This is a genomic window from Gallalistipes aquisgranensis, assembly GCF_014982715.1.
GTDB lineage: Bacteria > Bacteroidota > Bacteroidia > Bacteroidales > Rikenellaceae > Gallalistipes > Gallalistipes aquisgranensis.
On record NZ_JADCJY010000001.1, the window covers coordinates 799014 to 823297 of the forward strand.

Genomic DNA, 24284 nt, shown 5'->3' on the forward strand with positions numbered 1-24284 from the left:
TCGTATGCCTGTCGATTCCGGGACCGCGGTGTCCGGGTCTACTTCCTGGCGATGAAATAGAGGTCGAAACAGCGGTCGTCGGCCGTCGCAAAACGGTAATCTTCCATGGTGATGGTCGAGGTGAGCCGGCGGTTGTCCACCAGCAGCCGGCGACGATTCATGCGGTTGAGGATGTCGTAGGGAATTTTGAGCATCCACCGGGGCAGGACATACTGCAGCCGGAAGATGTCGAACCGGGTGATGTTTTCCACCGACTTCTTGTTTTTGGCATAGTAGTCCATCACCTTTTCGTCGCCGAATACACCTTGGGCGTCTATTTCTCCGAAATGACTGCCGATCAGGTTCTTGAATTCATCCACGGTGTATTCCCTCACGTGCCACGGATTGCGTGTGAGCGACATCTTCTTGTTGGGAGTCGAGACGATCAGTTGTCCGCCCGGTTTCAGCACGCGGTATATCTCCCTCACGAAACCGAAGTCGTCCTTGATATGTTCGATCACCTGGAACGTGATGACGAAGTCGAAACTGTTGGAGGCGATTCCCTTCAGTGGCGGAACCGTCATTTTGTGGAACTCTACGTTTCCGTATCCCGACAAGTCTATTCCGGGTTCGAATTTGTCGATCGTGATGAAACTTTTGGCATGGGGCGATATGATCGAGACGCCGTAGCCGCTGCCCGTGCCGATTTCCAGTACACTGCCCGATACCAGTTCCGCTGCCCGGTGATAGGCCAGCTGCGATCTCTGAAATACGTAGTTGTCCGAAACGTCCTGTTGCGATACCCGTTCCGCGCTTTGTATGCTTCTCATCTCACTGTTTTTTCGTTAGTCGGGTCACGGTGCCGTCCGTCTCCACTTCGCCGCGCTTGAGCAGGTAACCCAGCGACCGTTTGAAAACCTTTTTGCTCATGCGGATCGCTGCGGCGATCGTCTCCGGCGGGCTGTCGTCTCCCAGCGGAATGCTCCCTCCCGCGTTGCGGATGATTTCCAGAAGCCGGTCGGCCGACCGGCGCACCTCGTCGAACCCCTCCTGCTGCAGGCTGACGTCCACCCGGTTGTCCGGAGCGATCTTGCGGACGTAGGCCGTAGCCGTCTCCCCGATGGATACATGTCGGAACAGCTGGTTGCGGTAGAGCATGCCCCAATGCCGGTCGTCAATAACCACGCGGTAGCCCAGCGGCGTCTCCGTTGCGATCCGGACGGTTACCTGCTGGCGGGGACGGATCGTCAGCTCCTCGTTGGAGATGAATCCGTTGAGGCGGGCGGAGGCTACGGCCCGGCCCGTGATGTTGTCCCGGTAGATATAGACCACATAGCTGTGCCCGGCCTGCATCGGAACGCTCTGGTTTCGGTTGGGGACGAAAAGGTCCTTTCCCTGCAGACCCCAGTCGAGAAAAGCCCCGTGGATGGTTTTGTCCACCACTTTCAGATAAGCCGTCTGGCCGACGGCAGCCAACGGACGTTCGGTCGTAGCTACCAAGCGGTCCTCCGAATCGTGGTAGACGAACACTTCCTTCGTGTCGCCCGGTTTGTCGTTCAGCGACACATAGCGGTTGGGCAGGAGTACTTCGGCCCCCTCTTCGTCCGCGAGATAGAGACCGTGATCCGATATGCGACTGACCGTGAGGGTCTGGTAACTGCCTGCCTGCAACATGCTGTTTTTCGTAATGATTTCCCGCAAAGCTACTCAAATTCTCGTCAGAATCCGCTATCTTTATCCGAAATAATTCAGCTATGTCTTTGAAAATAGCTCTTATCCAGGCGGATATATGTTGGAAAAACGCGTCCCTGAACCGGAAGCGCCTTTCGGAGAGTCTTTCCGCGGTGGAAGCAGACCTGATCGTGCTGCCCGAAACCTTTACCACGGGTTTCGCCCCTTCGCCTTCCGTCGGGGAGGCCGAGACGATGGACGGAGAGACGGTGGAGTGGATGCGGCGGACGGCATTCCGCACGGGAGCGGCCCTGGCCGGTTCGCTGCCCCTCTCCGAGGGAGGCGTCGTGTATAACCGTTTTCTGTTCGTCACTCCGGAAGGAGGTCTTTACGCCTACGACAAGCGCCATCTGTTCCGTATGGGAGGGGAAAGGGGGGCCTGCCGGCCGGGAGAGAGACGGGTGATCGTAGAATACAGGGGGTGGCGGATCTTCCTGTCGGTCTGCTACGATCTGCGGTTTCCCGTCTGGTGCCGTAACCGGGGCGATTACGACCTGATGCTCTGCTGTGCTTCGTGGCCCGCTTCGCGCCGGGAGGTATGGAATCTGCTGCTGCGTGCCCGGGCGGTGGAAAACCTCTGCTACGTGGCGGGGGTGAACCGGGTGGGGAGCGATCCGTTCGTGCCTCGTTATGCGGGCGATTCGACCGTCGTGGATTTCCGGGGAGGAACGCTGGCACGGGCTCCGGAGGACAAGGAGGCCGTCGTGACGACCGTGCTCGAACGGGAACCGTTGCTCCGTTTCCGTGAGAAATTTCCTGCACATCTGGATGCAGACGATTTCCGTCTGGAATAGAGCGTGTTTCCTGTCTCCGTCGTCGGCGCAGCCGCTTCGTTTTGTTTCGCGTGCGGGAAAATGTGCAGAATAATTCCTATCTTTACACGTTTATTTTGCGACGACGTATGAAGAATTGTATCTGCCTGTTCCTATCGCTTTTCGTGCTGACCACGGTGCTGCCTGCCCAGAACCTTTTTCCGCAGGCGATGGTGCCCGTGATGCCCGAGACTTTGGAATTCGCCGGCGAGGAGGTGCCGCTCGGCAACTACGACACGAGGGAGAGCCTTCGGCGCGAGCTCTCCGTAACCATGTACATGCATTCGCGCACGCTCTATGCCCTGTTGCAGACCACCCGCTACTTTCCTGTGATCGAGCCGATTCTGAAAAAGAACGGTATTCCGGACGATTTCAAATACCTGTGCATGGCCGAGAGCGGTCTCAATCCCGAAGTGCGCTCCCCGGCCGGAGCCGCAGGCCTGTGGCAGATCATGCCCGCCGTGGGACGGAGCTATGGCATGGAGGTGGGCAGGGGCGTGGACGAGCGTTACCATGTGGAGATGGCTACCGAAGCCGCCTGCCGTCACCTGAAAGAATCGTACGACCGGCTGGGGTCCTGGACGTTGGCTGCGGCCGCCTACAACCTCGGTCTGACGGGAGTCGTCACCCGGCTTGAAAAGCAGGGGGTAAACGACTATTACGATGCGTTCTTTCCCGATGAAACCCTGCGCTATGTCTTCCGGATTCTCTCGCTCAAACTGGTGACGGAACATCCCCTGCGCTACGGATTCCTGATCGGGGAGGAGGACTATTGCGAGCCGTTGGATGAGTACCGGGAAGTGACGGTCGGCGACCATAAGATCGACTGGGCCGCTTTTGCCCGGGAACAGGGCACCAACTACAAAATGCTCCGGGCCTATAATCCCTGGATACGGAATTACGACAGTCAGAACCCTGCGGGACGCCGCTACACGGTGCGTATTCCGCTCGAAGGACACAGAAACGGAAAGAAGTGAAAGAGGACAAGATCAAGATACTGGGCGCACGCGTCCACAACCTGAAGAATATCGACCTGGAAATTCCCCGCGACGAACTGGTCGTCATTACGGGACTTTCCGGTTCGGGCAAGTCGTCGCTGGCTTTCGATACGATTTATGCCGAGGGGCAGCGCCGCTACATGGAGACGCTTTCGACCTATGCCCGCCAGTTCGTCGGTTCGATGGAACGTCCCGACGTGGACAAGATCACGGGATTGAGCCCCGTGGTGGCGATCGAGCAGAAAACCACCAACAAGAATCCCCGCTCCACGGTGGGTACCGTCACGGAGATCAACGATTTCCTGCGGCTGCTTTACGCCCGGGCCTCCCGGGCCTACTCTCCCGTCACGGGCGAGGAGATGGTGCACTACACCGACGACCAGATCGTTGAATTGATCCGGGAGAACTTTCCGGGACGCAAACTGGCTCTGCTCGCTCCCGTAGTGAAAGGACGAAAGGGGCACTACCGGGAACTGTTCGAGTCGTTCCTGAAAAAGGGATACTTGTATGCAAGGGTCGATGGAGAGATTCGGGAAATCGCATCGGGTATGCGGCTCGACCGTTACAAGATACACCATATCGACCTGGTGGTCGACCGGTTGATCGTAAACGGCGAGTCGGTCGACCGACTGTCGAAGAGCCTCAGGGAGGCGATGCGCCAGGGGAAGGGTACGATGGCCGTTTACGATTACGATACGAAAGCCTCCCGCTTTTACAGCCGCCATCTGATGTGCCCCACGACGGGGATCGCTTTCAACGAACCCGCTCCCCATACTTTTTCGTTCAACTCTCCCCAGGGAGCCTGTCCCCATTGCAACGGGCTGGGAGAGGAGGTCGTCTTCGACCGTTCGAAAATCATTCCCGATCCGAAGAAGAGTATCCGGGAGGGAGCCGTCGAGCCGATCGGAAAGTACCGGAACAACCGGCTGTTCGCTTTGCTGGAGACGTTGGGCAAACGCTACGATTTCACGCTGGACGATCCGGTGGAGACTCTTTCCGAGGAGGCGCTCGGTGCCGTGCTCAACGGGGATTCCGAGCCGCTGACGATCGACACCCGCGAGTTTGCACTGGCCGGGGGCAACAACATGGCTTCGTGGGACGGTGTCGCCGATTATATCGAGCAGTTGGACGAAGACTCTTCCAGCGGCAAGGGGAACAAATGGAAGGAGCAGTTCGTGGCGCGGCGCAAGTGCAGTGTCTGCGGAGGAACCCGTCTCAGGAGCGAAGCGCTTCAGTTCCGTATTGACGGGAAGAATATTGCCGAAGTATGCGCCATGAGTATCGACGAATTTTCGGCGTGGATCGCCGGTATCGAAGACCGTCTGACGGATCGGGAACGTCGCATCGGCCGCGAAATCATCAAGGAGATTCGGGAAAGGCTCCGTTTCCTGGTGGATGTAGGGTTGGGTTACCTCTCCCTGAGCCGTGCTTCCCGGACGCTTTCGGGCGGGGAGAGCCAGCGGATTCGGCTCGCCACCCAGATCGGTTCGAAACTCGTGAACGTACTTTACATCCTCGACGAACCCAGCATCGGCCTTCACCAGCGGGATAACCGGAAACTGATCCGCAGCCTGCAGGATTTGCGCGATGCCGGCAACTCGGTGATCGTGGTCGAACATGACGAGGAGATGATCCGCAGCGCGGACTATATCGTGGACGTTGGGCCCAGGGCCGGGAGGAAGGGCGGTTACATCGTAGCGGCCGGCAGGCTCGGCGACATTCTGAAATCCGATACGGTCACGGCCGATTACCTTTGCGGCCGCCGCCGGATCGAAGTGCCTGCCGTGCGGCGTAAGGGCAATGGCGAAAAACTGACCGTGCGGGGGGCGAGAGGCAATAACCTGAAAAACGTGACGGTCGATTTCCCGCTGGGCTGCATGGTCTGCGTGACGGGAGTGAGCGGCAGCGGCAAATCCACGCTCGTGAATGCGACGCTGCGTCCGTTCCTGAGCCGCCATCTTTACCGTTCGCTCGAGTCTCCGCTGGAATGCGACGGAGTGGAGGGCATTGATCATATCGACAAACTGGTCGTGGTGGATCAGTCGCCGATCGGTCGTACGCCGCGCAGCAATCCCGTCACCTATTCGGGCGTTTTTTCCGATATTCGCAAACTGTTCGAGTCCACGCCCGATGCCAAGGCGCGCGGTTTCAAGGCGGGCCGCTTTTCCTTCAACGTGAAGGGAGGACGGTGCGAGGAGTGCCGCGGGGCCGGAGTGCAGACGCTGGAGATGAACTTTCTGCCCGATGTGTATGTGCGCTGCAAGGCCTGCGGCGGCAAACGCTACAACCGTGAAACGCTGGAGGTGAAATACAAGGGCAAAAGTATCAACGACGTGCTCGACATGACGGTCAATATGGCTGTGGAGTTTTTCGAAAACATTCCTTCGATCCATACCAAACTAAAGGCCATTCAGGATGTGGGGCTCGGTTACCTGACGCTCGGACAGCCCTGTACGACCCTTTCAGGCGGGGAGAGCCAGCGGATCAAACTGTCGTCCGAATTGGCTAAACGCGACACGGGCAGAACGCTCTACATTCTGGACGAACCCACGACGGGACTCCATTTCGAGGATATCCGGCTGTTGCTCAGCGTGCTCGACAAGCTGGTGGAACGGGGAAATACAGTGGTCGTCATCGAGCACAATCTCGATGTGGTGAAAGTGGCCGACTATCTGATCGACATAGGGCCCGAAGGCGGGGCCGGCGGCGGTCGGGTCGTCGCTACCGGTACGCCCGAGCAGGTCGCCGAAGTTGCGGAAAGTTACACGGGACATTATCTGAAGCCGCTTTTGGTCCGGGAGTAGGCGTTGCCGGACTGAAAGGGAATGGCTGGTTTTGTCCGGTGAAGGGTTGTCCGATTATCCCTCGATTTCGCTCAGTTCCAGCCAGCGCATCGACTTTTCGTCGATGAGGCCGATCAATTCTCCGATCCGTGTGGAATCGGCGTTCAGCTCTTCGATCCCCAGCGTGCCCGAACTGATCCGCTCCTCCAGTGTGGCTTTTTCTGCTTCCAGACGGGGAATCTCTTCGCCCAGAGCCTCGAACTCCCGTTTTTCCTTAAAGGTCATCCTGCGCCGGCCGGGGGATGGGGCGGTCGTGTGCCGGGACGGCTGTTCCTGCCTGTCGGCTGTGTGCCGTTCCGTCTGGAGCGCCTTCTCCTCCGCCTCCCGGGCCGTCTTCCATTCGAGGTAGCGGGAATAGTTGCCCGGAAAGTCTTTGATCTGCCCGCCGCCCCGGAAGACCAGCAGGTGATCGGCTACCTTGTCCATGAAATAGCGGTCGTGCGATACGACCATGACACAGCCGTCGAATCCTTGCAGATACTCTTCCAGTATGTTCAGCGTCATGATGTCCAGGTCGTTGGTGGGTTCGTCGAGGATCAGAAAGTTCGGATTTCCTATCAGCACCGTGCACAGATAGAGCCGCCGGCGCTCCCCGCCGCTGAGTTTGGCGACGTAGTTGTACTGCACCTCGGGCGGGAACAGAAAATGTTGCAGAAACTGCGATGCGCTCAGGCGGCGCCCTCCGCTCAGGGTGATTTCGTCGGCGATACGGGTTACCACGTCGATCACCTTCATCGAATCGTCGAATTCCAGCCCTTCCTGGCTGTAATAGCCGAAACGGACGGTCTGTCCGATGTCGATCGTCCCGCTGTCCGGCTCCACCAGTCCCATCAGCATTTTGATGAACGTGGACTTTCCTGTGCCGTTCTCCCCGATGATACCCAGTTTCTCATAGCGGGCGAATGCGTAGCTGAAACGGTCGAGTATCCGTACCTCACCGAAACTTTTGCAGAGGTCTTTTATCTCGAAAATCTTCTTCCCGATATAGGAGGATTTCACCTCGATCCTGACATTGCCTTCGTTTCGGCCTCCCTGCACCCGCTCCTTCAGGTCGTGGAACGCGTCGATCCGGTACTGGGCCTTTCCCGCCCGTGCCTGCGGCTGGCGGCGCATCCATTCCAGTTCCCTGCGGTAGATGTTGCGGTCCTTGTCGAGCTGGGATGCGGCTGCGTCGATCCGTTCCTGGCGTTTCTCGAGATAGTAGCTGTAATTACCTTTATAGGTGTACACTTTCCCTCCGTCGATTTCGACGATGTCGCTGCATACCCGGTCGAGGAAGTAACGGTCGTGGGTCACCATCAGCAGGCTCGTTTTCGAGCGGGAAAGATACTCTTCCAGCCATCCGGTCATCTCCAGGTCGAGGTGGTTGGTCGGCTCGTCCAGCAACAGCAGATCGGGTTCGCCGATCAGTACGCCGGCCAGCGCGACGCGTTTTATCTGTCCTCCGGAGAGGCTTTCCACGGGCTGGCTGAAATTTTCGATCCTGAGCCGCGAGAGAATCTGTTTGCACCGCTGTTCATAGTCCCAGGCTTTGAGACGGTCCATGTCCGAAATCGCCTCCTGCATCGCTCCCGGGTCGTCTCCGACGAGAGCCCGTTCGTAGCGGGCGATGGCCCGGACCGTTTCGTTCTCTTCCCGGAAACAGGCTTCCAGTACGGTCTGTCCCGGTCGGAAGGTCGGGTTCTGTTCCAGATAGCCTACTTTCAGGTCGCGCCGGAAGACTACCTCTCCCTCATCGCTCCGCTGCCTGCCGGCGATGATCTCCATCAAGGTACTTTTTCCTGTTCCGTTGCGGGCGATCAGTCCTACACGCTGGTTCTCCGCCACCGAGAACGATATGTCCCGGAACAGTTCGCGTTCTCCGAAACTTTTGCCGAGCGATTCGACCTGTAAATACGTAATCATGGTGCTGGATGTAGATAGGGTTGATGTATCGGATACTTTTGGACCGGGTCCGCGGAGTCAGGGACGGGCGCCGATCCGTTCTTTCACTTTTTTCCATACGTGTGTGCCGGACAGACAACACTCACGCATGGTTTCGTACATGCGGGCGAAGCGGCAGCGCGGAATAACGAAACCGAGTTCGTATTCACCGACATACGGACGCACCGACGGGTCGAAGAGCCCGAGGAATGTCCGTGAACCGTTCCTCCGATTCTCATATACGGCATTGGTTACGACCGAACAGCATCCGGAACCGAACAGGGCGGTCACGGCATCGGCATCATTATTATCGTAGAAAGCCCATGCACAAAGACCGGAGAGCATGTCGGGCGTGGCGAAGAAGAGCACTCCTTCCATGCCATCGAAACGGTCGGCCCCGTCTATGCGGATGAAGTTCAGATACCGCTTTTCTGTCCGCCGGACGTCGGCCTGCCGGATGAAATCGGCCACCATTTCCGGAGACCGTTTGTATTTTTCCTGCAACGACACGAATCCGGGTACCCGGTCCGGCATCGGTGAGAATCCCGTATAGAATTTTCCTCCGCCGCAGCCGATGGTTTCCGCGTTCAGACTGATCGGACGGCCGTCGCGTACCTCCCGCAGTCCCTTGAAAAAACAGCCTTCGATTTTCGGAGTTTCGGTGACGGGCGTGTCGTCGTACCGGAATATAATGGGCAGCGGAGCCAGCTCCCCGAAGGCTTCCCGGTAGTTGTCGATAAACGTGTCGATGCGCATCTCCATGACTTTCGTTACTTGAACGGCGAGTCGGGTTCCTTGGCCATGTGGTTGTAGAAAAGCCGGTCGAGGAGGGAGGGGGCGAACTTCTTGATGAGGGTCGTGGCCCGGCCGTCGAACTCCATCAGCACCGTCCGTTTGCGGCGGGCGATGCCCCGTACGATCCGGTGGGCCACCTCTTCCGCCGTCATCATCTTGCCCTCGTCGCGCGGCGATTCACCCTGGCTCTGTCCGTGGGCAGTCAGGGCTGAAAAGCGTACGTTCGAAGCGGTGAAACCGGGACAGGCGATCATCACGTGCAATCCTTTTTTGAGGTTTTCGATGCGCAGGGTCTCCAGAAAGCCGCACATGGCGAATTTCGACGCCGAGTAGCCTGTGCGGCCGGGAAGGCCGTGGATGCCGGCCACCGACGAAACGCCCACGATCGACCCTCGGGTGCGGAGCAGATAGGGCAGGGCGTATTTGGCGCAATGGACCGTTCCCCAGAAGTTGACGTCCATCAGCCGATGAAGTACGGATAGGTCTACCTCTTCGAACAGGGCCCGCATGGAGATTCCCGCATTGCAAATGAGAATGTCCACGCCGCCGAAGCGTTCCGCAGCCAGTTCTACCAGCCGCCGACAGTCTTCCTCCCGTGTGACGTCGGTTACGGTCCATGCGGTCCGTTCACCCGCAGGGTCGATCTCCCGGGCCAGTGCCTCGAGCTTTTCGCCGCTTCGCGCTCCCATGACGACCCGGGCTCCCCGCCGGGCGAATTCCCGGGCCAGCGCCAGCCCGATACCGGACGATGCTCCCGTGATGATGACTCTCTTTTCCTTGAAATCCATGTTTTTTCGTAATTATATCTGTAACAGGCCGAATCCCCGCAGGATGTCCCATTTTTTCGAATGGTACAGGATGGCGAACGGTTCGCTGCCGTATTCGGCATAGATTTTCTGCACGTCGGCGAACGTGACGGTTTCGTTCAGGTTGCCGCACAGGGCAGTGATACGCATGAGAAAGTCCGCGTCTGCGTCCGGCAGTTTCATCCTTTTCTGCCCGGCGGGGCCGTACGCTTCGATTCCCTCCTCCGTCCGTCGCAGGGGGCTTCCGATCCATACCAGCCGGGCCTTTTCGTCGAAAATGCGGCAGGCATCCGGACGGATCAGATGGTCGGTGATCAGGGTGGGTTCCACGGCGGTCGGCGGTACTTTCCCCGCGAACCATTTGTGGACCGGGCGTTCCAGCCCTTCGCCCGCCATGTAGCACGCCAGGGCCTCCCGAAGGCCGTCGCCTACCAGATTGATGTTGTATCCGCGGTTTTCCGCGAAATAGATTTCATTGTTGGCGAATGGGTTGAGACCCGTCCCTTTGCGCCGTACTCCGAACTTTTCCGGTTCCCGGCCCGAAGGGCTGTGCAGGGTCATGGCATAGCGGTGCCAGAAAGCCGAGTCGATCAGCTGTGCCCGGAACATCTGGCGAACCACTTCCAGCGAATCGACGCTCTCCTGCAGGGTCTGTGTGGGCAGTCCGTACATGAGGTAGGTGTGTACCATGATTCCCGCGTAGAAGAAATTACGCATGGCCAGCGTGGCTTGTCCGATCGTGATGCCCTTGTTTATCATGGTCAGCAGCCGGTCGGAGGCCACTTCCAGTCCTCCCGACACGGCAATGCATCCTGCCGCCGCCATCAGTTGGCACAAGTCGCCCGTGTAGGCGGCCTCGAACCGTATGTTCGTCCACCACGAGAACTTCGCTCCCCGGCGCAACAGTTCCAGCGACAGGTCCTTGAGCAGGCGGGGAGGGGCGGCCTCGTCCACGAAATGGAATCCGCGCGACCCGGTCTGGGCCGCCACCTGCTCCATCCAGTCGGCGATCTGTCCTGCGGATGCCGCATCGAAGCGGCCGATGTAGTCGAGCGACGTATCGCAGAAGGCGCATCGGGCCCAGTAACAGCCGTGGGCCAGCATCATCTTGTTCCAGCGGCCGTCGCTCCAGAGACGGTGCATCGGGTTGGTGACCTCGCAGAGTGAAAAGTATCTGTCATGGGGAAGCCCTCCGAAATCGGGACAGCCCCGTTCCCGGTGCGAAATCCGTCCTTCGCCCTCGTGGTATCCCTCCCGGGTGAAGGTGCGGATCGGCTCTCCGCCGGTCACGATCCGTTCCAGGGCCAGTTCCCCGTCGTCGAGCGAAACGTAATCGAAATAGTCGAACAGCGCCCTGTCCGTCAGGTTCCGCAACTCCGTGGAAGGGTAGCCTCCGCCCAGAATGGTGCTGATTTCGGGAAAGACACGTTTGATGTATTGGGCACACCGCAGTGCCGAAAGCAGGTTGCCCGGAAACGGCACCGTGAAACTTACGAAGCGGGGGCGCTCCCTTTCGATCCGTTCGTGCAGCAACTCGGTCATCCGCTTTTCGATGCGGTTGAGCGGCCGGGCCAGCTCTTCGGCCAGCGGTGCGAAATCGGGGATCGAAAGTGCGATCCGTTCTGCGTATTTGACGATCTCGAAGTGTTCCGATACGGTGGCCCGCAGGAAATCGGCTATGTCTTGCAGGTAAAGCGTACAGAGGTATTTGGCGCAGTCGACCTGTCCCATCGAACCGAAGGCGGCATCCAGGTCGGCCAGCGTTTCGAACCGTCCGGCCTGCGGCAGGAATTCGGCTCCGCAGATCAGGCCTGCCAGTGTCGGGTCCTGGCCCCGCAGGAAGGTCAGTACGGGACCGACCGTGGCGAGGTACCGTCCTCTCAGTGCGTGGATACGCACGAGATTCGGATCGTCGGCGAAGCGGGCCGGGTCGCATCCGTCGAATACTTCCCGCAGAAACGTTGCCGAAAAAATTTCGCCGATCAGTTCGATCGACAGGTCGTACTGTTCGGCCGCAATGCCTTGTCGGGTGAGGTAGCCTTTCAGATAGGCCGTGGCCGGGTAGGGTGCGTTGACCTGTACGAAGGGAGGGGTGACGAGCAGGATTTTGTCCATCGGCTATTCGATTGATTCCACGACCAGTCCGTCGTATGCGAAATGCGTGTTCGGAGGAAGTTCCCGGTCTATCTGGGCGAAGCGGCCCATTTGGTGCGACACGTGGGTGAGATAGGTCTGCCCGGGCGATACCAGCCAACTGACGTGGAGTGCCTCGTCGAGCGTGAAATGGGAAACATGATGTTCCCTGCGCAGGGCATTGATAACCAGGATTTCGACGCCTTTGATCTTTTCGATCTCTTCGGGGACGATGTGGTTGAAGTCGGTCAGATAGGCGATTCCTCCGATGCGGAAACCCAATACGGGGAGTTTGAAATGCAAACCCCGGATCGGGATCACTTCCGTGTCTTTCACCCGGAAAGGGCGTTCGTCGATCGTGATGAGGTTGATTTCCGGCACGCCCGGGTATTTGTACTCCGCGAATGCGTAATCGAAATCCTTTTTGACGGTGCGCTGTACGCGCTTTTCGGCGTAGATGTCCACGGCATGTCCCGACGTGTAGTTGAATGCCCGCACGTCGTCCAGTCCGCCGATATGGTCCTTGTGCTCGTGGGTCAGCAGGATACCGTCGATCCGTTTGACTCCTTCCCGCAGCATCTGCTGGCGGAAATCGGGTCCCGAGTCGATTACGAGAGTCGTGCCGCCGTGCTCCACCAGTGCGGCCGTCCGCAGCCGTTTGTCCCGGCTGTCTTCGGAGGAACACACCCAGCACCCGCACGAAATGACGGGTACTCCCTGCGAAGTCCCCGTCCCCAGAAAGGTCAGCTTCGTCATGTCTTTTTCGATATACGGTCCATCAAAGATAATTGATTTTTCCTCCGTGGCCAAACGGCTGTCCGGACCTATTCCCGAAAGCGGATTATACAGTCGTCGAGGCTTTCGATCACGGCCAGCGATTCGACCCGGACGCCCATGGCCTGCAAACGGTCCGAACCGCCCTGGAATGCCTTTTCGATGATGAACCCCATCCCTTCGAGCGCAGCGCCCGCCTGTCCGATCAGCTCCATTGCGCCCACGGCCGCATTGCCGTGCGCCAGAAAGTCGTCGATAAAGAGAATCCGGTCGTCCGGGGTGAGGAAATCCCGGCTGATGCAGATTTCGTAGTCGCGGTCCTTGGTGAAGGAGTGTACGGTGGTGGTCAGTGCGTTGCGCATGGTTTTCGGTGATTTTTTCTTGGCGAATACCACGGGCAGGTCCAGCAGGAAACCCACCATGATCGCCGGGGCGATGCCGCTGGCCTCTATGGTCATTATCTTGTTGGCCGGCCGGGAGGCGAACCGGCGTACGAATTCCACCGCTACGGCCTTCATCAACCCCGGGTCCATCTGGTGGTTGATGAAGCTGTCTACCTTGAGAATACCTCCTTCGAAGCAGCGTCCGTCCTGCAGAATCCGTTTTTTGAGTAGTTCCATTGCGTTTCGTTTTGGTCGGTAAAGGTAGTGAAAAACTCCGGTACGCCGTTCGTTTTTTGCCGTAAAGTAAAATATAGGTGCCGGGGTGGGGCGGATTGGTGTAAAATCGCTATCTTTGACAAATTTTTCGGATGAAATAGTAAAGATTTGCGATGAGATTCGACGAACTGGAATTCAACAAGGATATTCTGCAGGGGCTCGAGGCCATGAATTTTCAGGAGATGACCCCCGTGCAGGAGCATACCATTCCCGTGATCCTCGAAGGGCGGGACCTGATCGGATGCGCCCAGACCGGGACGGGGAAGACGGCTGCCTATACCCTGCCGTTGCTCGACCGGCTGATGAGCGAAGGAAATCCCGACAACCACGTGAAGGCCCTGGTGATAGTGCCGACCCGGGAGTTGGCCCAGCAGATCGACATGCAGATGGAGGGGTTCGCCTATTTTCTGCCGCTTTCCCATACCGTGGTGTACGGCGGGGGCGACGGCAAAGGCTGGGATTTGCAGAAAAAAGGGATGCTCTCCGGGGCTGAGGTGGTGATCGCCACGCCCGGCCGTCTGATCGCCCATATCCAGAACAGCGGGGTCGATCTTTCGCATGTGGGGTATCTGATTCTCGACGAGGCCGACCGGATGCTGGACATGGGCTTTTGCGACGATATCATGCACATCGTGCGGCAGTTGCCCGAGAAACGTCAGACGCTGATGTTCTCCGCCACGCTGCCCCCGAAAATCCGGGAGCTGGCAAAACAGATCCTCCACGCTCCGGCCGAGATCAATATCGCCGTTTCGAAGCCGAACGAGGCGATCGCCCAGTCGGCCTATATCTGTCACGAGAACCAGAAGATGGGTATTATCCGCGAGTTGTTCGCCAAGCCTACGGGAACCAAGACCATCATCTTCTCTTCTTCGAAAATGAAGGTGAAGGAGCTGGCGTTCACCCTCAAACGGATGAAGCTCAACGTGGCTCCGATGCACTCCGACCTCGAACAGTCGCAGCGGGAGGCCGTCATGCTCGATTTCAAGAACGGCAAGACCGACATTCTTGTGGCAACGGATGTGGTGGCCCGGGGAATCGACATCACGGACATAGGTCTGGTCATCAACTACGACGTACCTCACGATCCCGAGGACTATATCCACCGCATCGGCCGTACGGCGAGGGCCAGTGCCGAAGGGGCGGCCATCACGTTCGTGTGCGATGCCGAGCAGGGCAAGTTCCATCGCATCGAACGATTCATTGAACGGGAGATCGAAAAGACACCGCTTCCCGAGTCGGTCGGTAAGGGACCCGAGTACAATCCGGGTGCCGACGAAGGAGGACGCCGCGGACGGGGAGGGCGCAGCCGCTCGGGCGGAGGCCGTTCTTCGGGGCGCCGGGGTGACCGGCGTGGAGAGCGCCGCAGTGCAAAGCGGGAAGAGTCGCGGCCCGCAGACGCTTCGGGGACCGAAACGTCTGTACCGGTCTCCGTCCCTGTTGCGTCCGGCGGGACGCAGCAGGCTTCCGATACGACAGGGGAAGTTGTCAAAAAGAAACGCCGCCGTCCGTTCCGTCGCCGTCGCAAACCGAAGGCTCAGGGTGAAACGGAGCAGAACTGATTCATATTCCGGCGGCATGTGTCGCCGGAATTTTTGTCAATAGGGACGCGAACGGCGTGTGGAGGTAAGTTGTACAGACGGCGGAACGGATATGAAAAAGGGCGGTAGATAAACCGCCCCTTTTCATTGGATAATCCCTGTTATTTCGTGATCCTCTCCAGCCATTTGAGCATGGCGAGCATGGTGAACATCGAGATCAGACAGGCTGCCACGAAGACTACCCAAGTCGCCCAGATCGGAATATGCTCGTAAAGAATCGTCCCGATGAACAGGAGCTGGTTGCCGATGGCGGTCGCTCCCAGCCAGCAGCCCTGCATGATGCCCTGGTACTGGGGCGGGGCCACTTTCGAAACGAACGAGAGCCCCAGCGGACTGATGAACAGTTCGGCGACGGTGAGGATGAAATAGGTGCCGATCAGCAACAGGGGCGTAACGCGGGCTGCGTCGGGCAGGCCGCCCATCGCCTTGACTTCAGCGGAGGTGGGCAGGCCGAACGATCCCAGAGCCATGACGATGAATGCGCAGGCGGCGATACCCATGCCGATGGCGATCTTCTTCGGGGTCGAGGGTTCTTTGCCCCGGGCCCGGAGCCAGCCGAAAAGGCCGATCACGATCGGCGTCAGGAAAACGACGAAGAAAGGATTGATCGACTGGAATATCTCCGCTCCGACCAGCCGGGTGAAGCCCAGGTTGATGTCGATCGCGCTGAGATTGGTGTAGTCATTGGCGAAGAAGGTGAGCGTGATGCCGTTCTGATGGAACGAGAACCAGAAGAAAATCACCACGGCGAATACCGAGAAAAGCGCGTAAAGGCGCTGTTTGATCTCTTTGGCATCCATCGGGGCGATGGTCTCGGCCGCGGAAGCTCCGCCATCCTTTTTCGGAGCGGCCTTCAGGGCCGGATCGGGGAAGCGACGTTTGTTGACGATGTAGATCGTCAGGGAGATCAGCATGGCTACGATGGCGGCTCCGAAAGCGTAGTGGAACCCGGTGTTGAACACGTCGAGGTAGTTGTTGACGAAAGCGCCCATATCGGCGGGAGCCGTTCCTCCGCTCACCTCGGCGGCCAGTCCCTGGAGACGTTCGGTGGCTTCGGGCGACAGATTGCCCTTCAGAAATCCGTGGCAGAGAGCGGGCAGGTCGGAATTGTAGGCCAGGTGGTGCAGTTTCAGCCACCAGTTGCGCACGCCGATGGCGACGAACGGAGCGAAGAAACCGCCGATGTTGATGAACATGTAAAATATCTGGAAACCGGTATCCCGTTTGGCCGAGTATTCGTTGTTGTCGTACATCTGGCCTACGAGTGCCTGCAGGTTGCCTTTGAACAGGCCGTTTCCGAAAGCGATCACGAGCAGTCCGCCGCAGGTCATGGCCAGGTAGAGGGCCAGGCTGGGAACCGGCGTGGGGGTCGGGATGGCGATCAGGAAATAGCCGACGGTCATCAGCACCAGTCCCCAAAGGATCGTCCCCTTGTAGTTGCGGGTTTTGTCCGCGATGATACCCCCGACCAGGGCCAGCAGGTAGATCAGGGCGTAAAATACGGAATAGATTACGGCGGCGGGCGTCTTTTCCAGCCCGAATTTCGCCGTGAGGAACAGCGAAAGGATCGCCATCATGATGTAGAAGCCGAACCGTTCGCCCATGTTGGCCAAAGCGGCGGCGATCAGTCCCTTGGGGTGTCCTTTAAACATACAGAAGCGGTGTTTTGTTCAGGTTAATAAATGGTGATTTTTATACTTGTGTCCACAAAAGTAGGATAATTTTTTACTTTTTTGTCGGTTGACGCTAAATTTTGATTAACTTTCCTTGCCTAATTGATGATTGATCTCTCATGGAAAACAACGATACGGAATTACGCATGGTAAAGGACGATCCGTGGCTGGAGCCCGTGGCCGGGGAGTTGGGGTACCGCCGCAGGCTCTATCTCGACCGCCTGGCGGAGATGGAGCGCGGAGCCGGATCGCTGGTGGATTTCGCCAACGGATACCGTTGGTTCGGTTTCCAGCGGGACGATGCGGCAAAAGGGTGGTGGTTCCGCGAATGGCTGCCGGGTGCGCAGGACGTCTACCTGTTCGGTGAGTTCAACGGCTGGCAGCGTACGGAGGTGCCGCTGGAAAAGGGCGCGGACGGAGTGTGGACGGTTTTCCTGTCCGATGAAAAATACGCAGGGAGGCTGGTACACGGCAGTCTGGTCAAGATGCTGGTGCATGGCGACAACGGCTGGCTGGAGCGGATTCCGTCCTATATCCGCCGGGTGGTGCAGGACGAGCGGACGAAGGATTTCTGCGGGCAGTTCTGGAATCCGGAACCTTTCGATTGGGGCGGTGACGATTTCGATATTTCGAAAAACGGCAGTCTGCTGATTTACGAGGCCCATGTAGGCATGGCCCAGGAGGAGGAGCGAGTCGGAACCTACCGGGAGTTCGCCCGCAACGTACTGCCCCGAATCAAGAAACTGGGGTACAATACCGTGCAACTGATGGCCGTGGCCGAGCATCCTTATTACGGCAGTTTCGGTTATCATGTCTCCAGCTTTTTCGCTGCATCTTCGCGGTTCGGCACTCCGGAAGACCTCAAGGCGCTGATAAAGAAGGCGCACGGCATGGGGCTCGCCGTCATTATGGATCTGGTACAGGCCCACTATGTGAAAAACGTCAACGAAGGGCTCAATGAACTGGACGGTACGGATCATCTCTATTCGCCGCCGGGAGAGGCGGGCAACCAGCCTTACTGGGACTCGAAACTGTTCGACTACGGGAAGGGGCAGGTGCAGCATTTCCTGCTTTCGAACGTGAAATATTGGCTGGACGAGTTTCATTTCGACGGTTTCCGTTTCGACGGGGTGACTTCCATGATCTACTACCATCACGGGTACACGGAGTTCGATAGCCGAGAGAAGTATTTCGACGGTTCGGTGAACCGCGATGCGCTGACCTATCTGACGCTGGCCAACCGGCTGGTGCACGATTTCCGCCCGCAGGCCGTGACCATCGCCGAGGATGTGAGCGGCATGCCGGGCATGTGTATCCCGATTCCCGACGGCGGCGTGGGATTCGATTACCGGCTGGGAATGGCGGTCCCCGATTTCTGGATACGGCTGCTCAAAGAGGTTCCGGACGAGGAGTGGAACATCTGGGAGATATGGAACATCCTGACCGACCGTTTGCCCCAGGTGAAGACGGTGGCTTACGCCGAGTCGCACGACCAGGCGCTGGTGGGAGATAAGACCATAGCCTTCCGGTTGATGGACAAGGAGATGTACACGGATATGAACCGGGCCTGCCGGAATATCGTCGTCGAGCGGGGAATGGCCCTGCACAAGATGATCCGGCTGGTGACGATTTCACTGGGCGGGCAGGCTTATCTGAATTTCATGGGCAACGAATTCGGACATCCGGAGTGGATCGACTTTCCCCGGGAAGGCAACGGGTGGAGCTATGCCCATGCCCGCAGGTTATGGAGTCTGGCGGAAAACCCTTTTCTCCGGTACAGCTATCTGAACGAGTTCGACCGGGCCATGCTCCGGATGGTGAAACGCTATGGTGTGCTGGACGACGGTTATGCCTACAACCGGTTGATGGACGGCGAGAATAAGACGATGGCGTTCAGCCACGGGGACCTGCTGTTCGTTTTCAACTGGCATCCGGACCGCAGCCTGCCCGACTATGCGGTGCCGGTGCCCGAGCCCGGAAAATATAGGGTGGTGCTCTCGACCGACTCGGAAAAGTTCGGAGGATCGGGACGGCAGGACGAGTCAGTCGCACACTTTTCCTATCCCGTGACGGATGCGGAGGGACACATAAGTCATTTGATGAAAATCTATAATATTTGCAGAACAGCGACGGTTTTTAAAAAAATGTAAAAAATCTTAAACGGTTTTCGGTTTTTCGTTAAAGATTCGTTACATTTGTGGCCTCGAAATCTATGAAGAAGGCCGTTGTATATTATGTGCTGACCGTTTTGTCGCTGCTGCTGACCGTCTCTCACCTGCAGGGGGTGCGGATCGGCGGGTCGTATGTTCCCGTATCGGAAGTGGACGCCGTATCCGTTCTGTTCCAGCAGAATTTACCGGGAGCCGGGGCAGTCGTCTTTTCGACGCTGTTGCGCGGTAACGACCTGGAAAATTCCTCGGGGACGGCTGCTCCTACGGCCCCTGTCGTAGCTTTCGGTGTCCGTTTTCCTGTCTGGGCGGCGCGCAGTCTTTGTCATGTATCCGACGAGGATGAAGACGCTTTCCGCGTATCGGATGCGTCCGCAGTGTCGGATGTCGTCCGGACATTGCGCTATGTTTACGCGTTGGGGGAGATTATCATTTAGCCTGTACCGTTTCCTGTGCCGTTTCCGTTATCGGGAACGGTGTCGTTTTTATGGTGGGATAGGAATTTGAAATACATTAAAATAAATTAGGAATTAAGTAGTATGAATCTGACACTGTTTGTCGTCGTTCTGATTACGGCCATCGCACTGGTTGCGATCGCGCTCGGAATCGCCCGATTGATCTCGCCCCGCTCGTTCAATAAACAGAAGGGCGAGGCGTACGAGTGCGGTATTCCGACGCGGGGACGTTCGTGGATGCAGTTCAAGGTGGGGTATTACCTGTTCGCCATCCTCTTCCTGATGTTCGACGTGGAGGCCGTGTTCCTCTTTCCCTGGGCGGTGATCGTGCAGGATGTGGGAGTGATGGGGCTCGTGAACGTCATTTTCTTTATCGTGATTCTTGCGTTGGGCCTTGCCTACGCATGGAAGAAAGGAGCGCTGGAATGGAAATAGCGAAGCCCAAAATCAAGTCGATGAAGTACGAGGACTTCAACGACAACGAATATCTGGAGGAACTCCGCAAGGGCGGTGTGGATGTGATGATCGGCAAGTTGGACGAACTCATCAATTGGGGCCGGTCCAATTCGGTGTGGCCCCTCACCTTCGCAACGAGTTGTTGCGGTATCGAGTTCATGGCGGTCGGTGCGGCCCGTTACGACTTCGCCCGGTTCGGGTTCGAGGTGACGCGGGCCAGTCCGCGCCAGGCCGATGTGATCGTGGTGGCCGGAACCATCGTGCACAAGATGGCTCCGGTGCTCAAGCGTCTGTACGATCAGATGGCCGAGCCGAAATACGTGATAGCGATGGGCGGGTGCGCCATTTCGGGCGGTCCGTTCAAGAAGTCCTATCATGTGGTGCGCGGTGTGGATACGATTATTCCCGTGGATGTCTATGTGCCGGGTTGTCCTCCGCGGCCCGAGGCACTGTTGTACGGGATGATGCAGTTGCAGCGTAAAATAAAAGTGGAGCGTTTCTTCGGCGTTGTGAACCACAAACAGCCCAAGAGCGAAAACCCCGATAACGAGAAATAAAGATGGAGAAGATCAAAAACAGAATCCTCGAAGAGGTTCCCGATGCGGTCGTCGTTTCGGAAACGCCTCTGACGGTCTCCGTTCCGCCTTTGGCGTTTCACGCTCTGGCGCGGAGACTGCATGACGACGGGGATATGCGGTTCGACTATCTGGTCTGCATGACGGGTGTCGACGAAGGCGATGCGCTGGGGGTGGTCTATCACCTGCGTTCGACCGTACACGGTCATGAACTCGTGCTGAGGACTTCGGCTGCGGAACGGGAGAATCCCGAACTGGCCAGCGTTTCGGATATTTGGGCCACGGCCAATCTGAACGAGCGCGAGGTATTCGACTTTTTCGGCATCCACTTCATCAATCACCCCGACATGCGCCGGTTGTTCCTGCGAAACGACTGGGTGGGATATCCCCTCCGAAAGGATTACGACGCCAGCGAGACGGTCAATCCCGTGCGGCTGGAGAGCGAGGAGACACTGGATGTGGCCCCTGCTTACGAAGCGGGGCGGGAAGGCGAGGTGGAGGAGACGGAGCACGTGCTCTTCGAAGAGGGGGAATATGTGGTGAACATCGGCCCCCAGCATCCGGCTACCCACGGGGTTCTTCGGTTCCGCGTGCAGCTCGACGGCGAGATCGTGCGCAAGGTGGACGTGAACTGCGGATATATTCACCGCGGTATCGAAAAAATGTGCGAAAGCCTCACCTATCCGCAGACCCTGGCCCTGACCGACCGGCTCGACTACCTTTCGGCGCATCAGAACCGTCATGCGCTCTGCCTTTGCATCGAAGATGCGCTGCAGATCGAAGTGCCGGAACGGGTGAAGTACATCCGTACGATCATGGACGAACTGACGCGCCTGCAGTCGCACCTGCTCTTCTGGTCGACCTTCTGTATGGACCTCGGTGCACTGACGGCGTTCTTCTACGGATTCCGCGACCGGGAGAAGATTCTGGACATGTTCGAGGAGACCTGCGGCGGCCGACTGATCATGAATTACAATGTGATCGGCGGGGTGATGCAGGACATTCATCCCAATCTGGTGCATCGGATCAAGGATTTCATCAAATATCTGCCGCCGATGCTGAAAGAGTATCATGAGGTGTTTACCGGTAATGTCATCGCCCAGCAACGGATGAAGGGAATCGGACTGCTGAGCAGGGAGGATGCCATCTCCTATGGAGTGACCGGGCCCTCGGGACGTGCGTCGGGCTGGGCCTGCGATGTGCGGAAACTGCATCCTTACGGCGTGTACGATAAGGTCGATTTCCGGGAGATTGTCCGGGAGGACGGTGATGTGTTCGGCCGGTACATGGTGCGCATGGAGGAGATCCTGCAGTCGCTGCACATTCTGGAGCAACTGGTGGACAATATTCCCGCAGGGGATTTCGCCGTGAAGACCAAGCCCATTATCCGGTTGCCGGAAGGAAACTATTTCCGCAGTGTGGAGGCCAGCCGGGGAGAGTTCGGGGTCTATATCGAGAGCCGTGGGGACAAATTCCCGTATCGTCTGAAGTTCCGTTCGCCGGGTCTGCCGCTCGTTTCGGTCGTGGACTCCCTGGCGCGGGACGGAAAGATCGCCGACCTCATTGCTGTCGGAGGTTCGCTCGATTACGTCGTTCCCGACATCGACCGTTGACGGCGGCTGAACAGGTTTATTAGAAAAAGACAGAGTGGCCGGCTTGTCTTCCCCGGTCCGTTATGATCCCCACAAGGGGGAGAGGGATGCGCGGGAAGGAGGCTATGCCGCTGAATACATAAAACGGGTCTTTCCCCGCCGGTCTGCGGGAGTCGCGGATCGGAAAGGACGGAAGACTGTAAACCACAACGAAAAATTTTATGTTTGATTTCGCAGTTGTAACAGAGTGGGTCGACGGGTTGCTCAGATCGTGGCTGCCCGAGTCGTGGGCGCTGCTGGCGGAGTTCTTCCTGATCGGGCTCTGCCTGTTGCTGGCCTATGCCGTGATCGCACTGGTGCTGATCTATGCCGAGCGGAAGATATGCGCTTTTTTCCAGTGCCGTCTCGGGCCTAACCGTGTCGGGCCGAAAGGAACGGTCCAAAGTGTGGCCGATATGTTCAAGATGCTCATCAAGGAACTGATCCAGGTGCGCCATGTAGACAACTTTCTTTTCAATCTGGCCCCTTATATCGTCATCATCTCTTCGGTGCTGGCGTTCGGATGCATTCCCTATGCGAAAGGGCTGGAGATCATCGACTTCAATGTGGGTATCTTCTTCCTTTTGGCGGTTTCTTCGATCGGCATCGTGGGCATTCTGCTGGCCGGATGGTCGAGCAACAACAAGTATTCGCTGATCGGCGCCATGCGGAGCGGGGCCCAGATGATCAGTTACGAACTTTCGATCGGGCTGTCGATTCTCACGATGGTGGTGTTTTCGGGCAGCATGCAGCTTTCGACGATCGTGGAGAGCCAGGCCGACGGTTGGTTTCTTTTCCGGGGACACATTCCGGCCTTTATCGCTTTCGTAGTCTATCTGATCGCCGGTACGGCCGAGACCAACCGGGGGCCCTTCGACCTGCCGGAAGCCGATTCGGAACTGACGGCCGGATACCATACGGAGTATTCGGGCATGCACTTCGGGTTCTTCTATCTGGCCGAGTATCTCAATATGTTCATCGTCGCTTCCGTTGCGACCACGCTGTTCCTGGGAGGCTGGATGCCGTTGCATATTCCCGGCTGGGAAGGGTTCAACGCCGCGATGGACTGGATTCCGTCGATCTTCTGGTTCGTCGGCAAGGTGGCCGTGATCATCTTTATCATCATGTGGTTCAAATGGACGTTCCCCCGTTTGAGGATCGACCAGCTGCTGCGGCTTGAGTGGAAATACCTGTTGCCGCTGAACCTGTGCAACCTGCTGCTGATGGTGGTCGTGGTCGTGTTTAATCTGCATTTTTAAGGAGGGAGAGCCATGAGTAATAGTTTCACACGTTATATTTCGTCGTTCGGCCGAGGCCTCTGGTCGCTGCTCAAGGGAATGCGGCGTACAATCATCATCTTTTTCCGGAAGAAAACCACAGAGTGCTATCCCGAGAACCGGGCCACGCTGGTCATTTCGGAGCGTTTCCGGGGCGAACTGGTCATGCCCCACGACGAGAACAACCAGCATAAGTGCGTGGCCTGCGGTATCTGCGAGATGAACTGCCCGAACGATACGATCCGTATCGAATCGGAAATCGTGGAGGATGAGAACGGAAAGAAAACCAAAGTGCTGCGCCGCTACAACTACGATCTGGGAAGCTGTCTGTTCTGCCAACTCTGCGTGCGGGGATGCCCCCATGGTGCGATAGAGTTCCGCAATACGTTCGAACATGCCGTTTTCACCCGGGGAAAGCTGGTCAAACAGCTCAACCGGGAGGGCTCAACTGTCGTTAAAAAGAAATAGCCATGGAAATATCACTTCAGGAAATCGTATTTTTTATACTGGCGGCAGTCATCGTGGTCTGCTCCGTGCTGGCCGTGACGACCAAGCGGATTCTCCGTTCGGCGACGCATCTGCTGTTCGTGCTGTTTGCGACGGCGGGCATCTATTTCCAGCTCAACTACTCTTTTTGGGGAGCGGTCCAGCTGACGGTCTATGCCGGAGGTATCATCGTGCTGTATGTCTTTTCGATTCTGCTGACCAGTCCGGAAGGCGACCATGCAGAGAAGCTCAAACGGGGTAAATTCTTCGCCGGGCTGGTGGCTGCATTGGCGGGTGCCGCGATCTGCATCTTCCTGACCGTGACCCATCCGTTCGGCGCCTACCGTATCGCCGGAGGGGAAGTGCCGATGAAGGAGATCGGCCACGCGCTGATGGGGACCGGGCGTTATCAGTATCTGTTGCCGTTCGAACTGATCAGCGTACTGCTGCTGGCCTGCATCGTCGGAGGAATCATGATCGCAAGAAAACGTTAGGAGTATGGAAGAGATAAG

Annotated in this window: 21 protein-coding genes; 12 read left to right on the forward strand and 9 right to left on the reverse strand. The window is 57.7% G+C overall.

The window, feature by feature from the left end:
* Window positions 1-38: 38 nt before the first annotated feature.
* Together INF32_RS02880 and INF32_RS02885 are read right to left on the reverse strand one after the other, a co-directional pair.
* Window positions 39-809 (reverse strand): class I SAM-dependent methyltransferase, encoded by a 771-nt coding sequence (locus tag INF32_RS02880; RefSeq protein ID WP_226386911.1) that lies wholly within the window; start codon window positions 807-809, stop codon window positions 39-41.
* Window position 810: 1 nt separating this feature from the next.
* On the reverse strand, window positions 811-1680 hold the full coding sequence (locus INF32_RS02885; RefSeq protein ID WP_317172660.1) for a CvfB family protein: 870 nt from the start codon (window positions 1678-1680) through the stop codon (window positions 811-813).
* Window positions 1681-1733: 53 nt separating this feature from the next.
* Here INF32_RS02885 and INF32_RS02890 point away from each other — a divergent pair, with 53 nt between their 5' ends.
* The 3 genes from INF32_RS02890 (at window position 1734) to uvrA (ending at window position 6324) form a co-directional block, all read left to right on the forward strand.
* Window positions 1734-2504, forward strand: coding sequence for an amidohydrolase (locus tag INF32_RS02890; protein WP_226386912.1), 771 nt, complete (start codon window positions 1734-1736; stop codon window positions 2502-2504).
* Between the two features lie 107 nt (window positions 2505-2611).
* The gene (locus tag INF32_RS02895; RefSeq protein ID WP_226386913.1) at window positions 2612-3499 is read left to right on the forward strand and encodes a lytic transglycosylase domain-containing protein; all 888 of its coding nucleotides are present in this window, start codon (window positions 2612-2614) and stop codon (window positions 3497-3499) included.
* On the forward strand, window positions 3496-6324 hold the full coding sequence (gene uvrA / locus INF32_RS02900; RefSeq protein WP_226386914.1) for an excinuclease ABC subunit UvrA: 2829 nt from the start codon (window positions 3496-3498) through the stop codon (window positions 6322-6324). The genes INF32_RS02895 and uvrA overlap by 4 nt, the downstream gene beginning before the upstream one ends.
* A 54-nt stretch (window positions 6325-6378) precedes the next feature.
* On the opposite strand, the gene INF32_RS02905 is transcribed toward uvrA, so the two are convergent.
* The 6 genes from INF32_RS02905 to xpt all read right to left on the reverse strand — a co-directional run bounded on the left by INF32_RS02905 (window position 6379) and on the right by xpt (window position 13414).
* On the reverse strand, window positions 6379-8268 hold the full coding sequence (locus INF32_RS02905; RefSeq protein WP_226386915.1) for an ABC-F family ATP-binding cassette domain-containing protein: 1890 nt from the start codon (window positions 8266-8268) through the stop codon (window positions 6379-6381).
* A gap of 57 nt (window positions 8269-8325) precedes the next feature.
* Window positions 8326-9042, reverse strand: coding sequence for a DUF169 domain-containing protein (locus INF32_RS02910; RefSeq protein ID WP_226388086.1), 717 nt, complete (start codon window positions 9040-9042; stop codon window positions 8326-8328).
* Between the two features lie 14 nt (window positions 9043-9056).
* Window positions 9057-9869, reverse strand: coding sequence for an SDR family oxidoreductase (locus tag INF32_RS02915; protein WP_226386916.1), 813 nt, complete (start codon window positions 9867-9869; stop codon window positions 9057-9059).
* Between the two features lie 12 nt (window positions 9870-9881).
* Entirely contained in the window at window positions 9882-12002 is a 2121-nt protein-coding gene (locus INF32_RS02920) for a B12-binding domain-containing radical SAM protein (protein WP_226386917.1), read from the reverse strand.
* A gap of 3 nt (window positions 12003-12005) precedes the next feature.
* A complete protein-coding gene (locus tag INF32_RS02925; protein ID WP_226386918.1) occupies window positions 12006-12776 on the reverse strand; it encodes an MBL fold metallo-hydrolase in 771 nt (256 codons plus the stop codon).
* A gap of 68 nt (window positions 12777-12844) precedes the next feature.
* Entirely contained in the window at window positions 12845-13414 is a 570-nt protein-coding gene (xpt, locus tag INF32_RS02930) for a xanthine phosphoribosyltransferase (protein ID WP_226386919.1), read from the reverse strand.
* Window positions 13415-13566: 152 nt separating this feature from the next.
* On the opposite strand from xpt, the gene INF32_RS02935 reads away from it, so the two are divergent.
* Window positions 13567-15012 carry a DEAD/DEAH box helicase gene (locus INF32_RS02935; protein WP_226386920.1) on the forward strand — a complete coding sequence of 482 codons (1446 nt, stop codon included), beginning with the start codon at window positions 13567-13569 and terminating at the stop codon, window positions 15010-15012.
* 140 nt (window positions 15013-15152) lie between these two features.
* Here INF32_RS02935 and INF32_RS02940 read toward each other — a convergent pair whose 3' ends face one another.
* Window positions 15153-16703 (reverse strand): peptide MFS transporter, encoded by a 1551-nt coding sequence (locus INF32_RS02940; RefSeq protein ID WP_226386921.1) that lies wholly within the window; start codon window positions 16701-16703, stop codon window positions 15153-15155.
* Window positions 16704-16843: 140 nt separating this feature from the next.
* On the opposite strand from INF32_RS02940, the gene INF32_RS02945 reads away from it, so the two are divergent.
* The 8 genes from INF32_RS02945 to INF32_RS02980 all read left to right on the forward strand — a co-directional run bounded on the left by INF32_RS02945 (window position 16844) and on the right by INF32_RS02980 (window position 24266).
* Window positions 16844-18874 carry an alpha-amylase family glycosyl hydrolase gene (locus INF32_RS02945; protein WP_226386922.1) on the forward strand — a complete coding sequence of 677 codons (2031 nt, stop codon included), beginning with the start codon at window positions 16844-16846 and terminating at the stop codon, window positions 18872-18874.
* Window positions 18875-18936: 62 nt separating this feature from the next.
* On the forward strand, window positions 18937-19329 hold the full coding sequence (locus INF32_RS02950) for a hypothetical protein (protein WP_226386923.1): 393 nt from the start codon (window positions 18937-18939) through the stop codon (window positions 19327-19329).
* A 102-nt stretch (window positions 19330-19431) separates the two neighbouring features.
* Window positions 19432-19782 (forward strand): NADH-quinone oxidoreductase subunit A, encoded by a 351-nt coding sequence (locus INF32_RS02955; RefSeq protein ID WP_226386924.1) that lies wholly within the window; start codon window positions 19432-19434, stop codon window positions 19780-19782.
* Window positions 19773-20360, forward strand: a complete 588-nt coding sequence (locus tag INF32_RS02960) for an NADH-quinone oxidoreductase subunit B (protein ID WP_226386925.1) — start codon at window positions 19773-19775, stop codon at window positions 20358-20360. The genes INF32_RS02955 and INF32_RS02960 overlap by 10 nt, the downstream gene beginning before the upstream one ends.
* A 134-nt stretch (window positions 20361-20494) precedes the next feature.
* Window positions 20495-21991, forward strand: a complete 1497-nt coding sequence (locus INF32_RS02965; RefSeq protein ID WP_449528473.1) for an NADH-quinone oxidoreductase subunit D — start codon at window positions 20495-20497, stop codon at window positions 21989-21991.
* A gap of 200 nt (window positions 21992-22191) precedes the next feature.
* Complete coding sequence (gene nuoH, locus INF32_RS02970) at window positions 22192-23268, forward strand: NADH-quinone oxidoreductase subunit NuoH (protein WP_226386927.1); 1077 nt, start codon at window positions 22192-22194, stop codon at window positions 23266-23268.
* Window positions 23269-23280: 12 nt separating this feature from the next.
* On the forward strand, window positions 23281-23754 hold the full coding sequence (locus INF32_RS02975; RefSeq protein ID WP_226386928.1) for a 4Fe-4S binding protein: 474 nt from the start codon (window positions 23281-23283) through the stop codon (window positions 23752-23754).
* A 2-nt stretch (window positions 23755-23756) separates the two neighbouring features.
* Window positions 23757-24266, forward strand: coding sequence for an NADH-quinone oxidoreductase subunit J family protein (locus tag INF32_RS02980; protein ID WP_226386929.1), 510 nt, complete (start codon window positions 23757-23759; stop codon window positions 24264-24266).
* Window positions 24267-24284 lie beyond the last annotated feature (18 nt).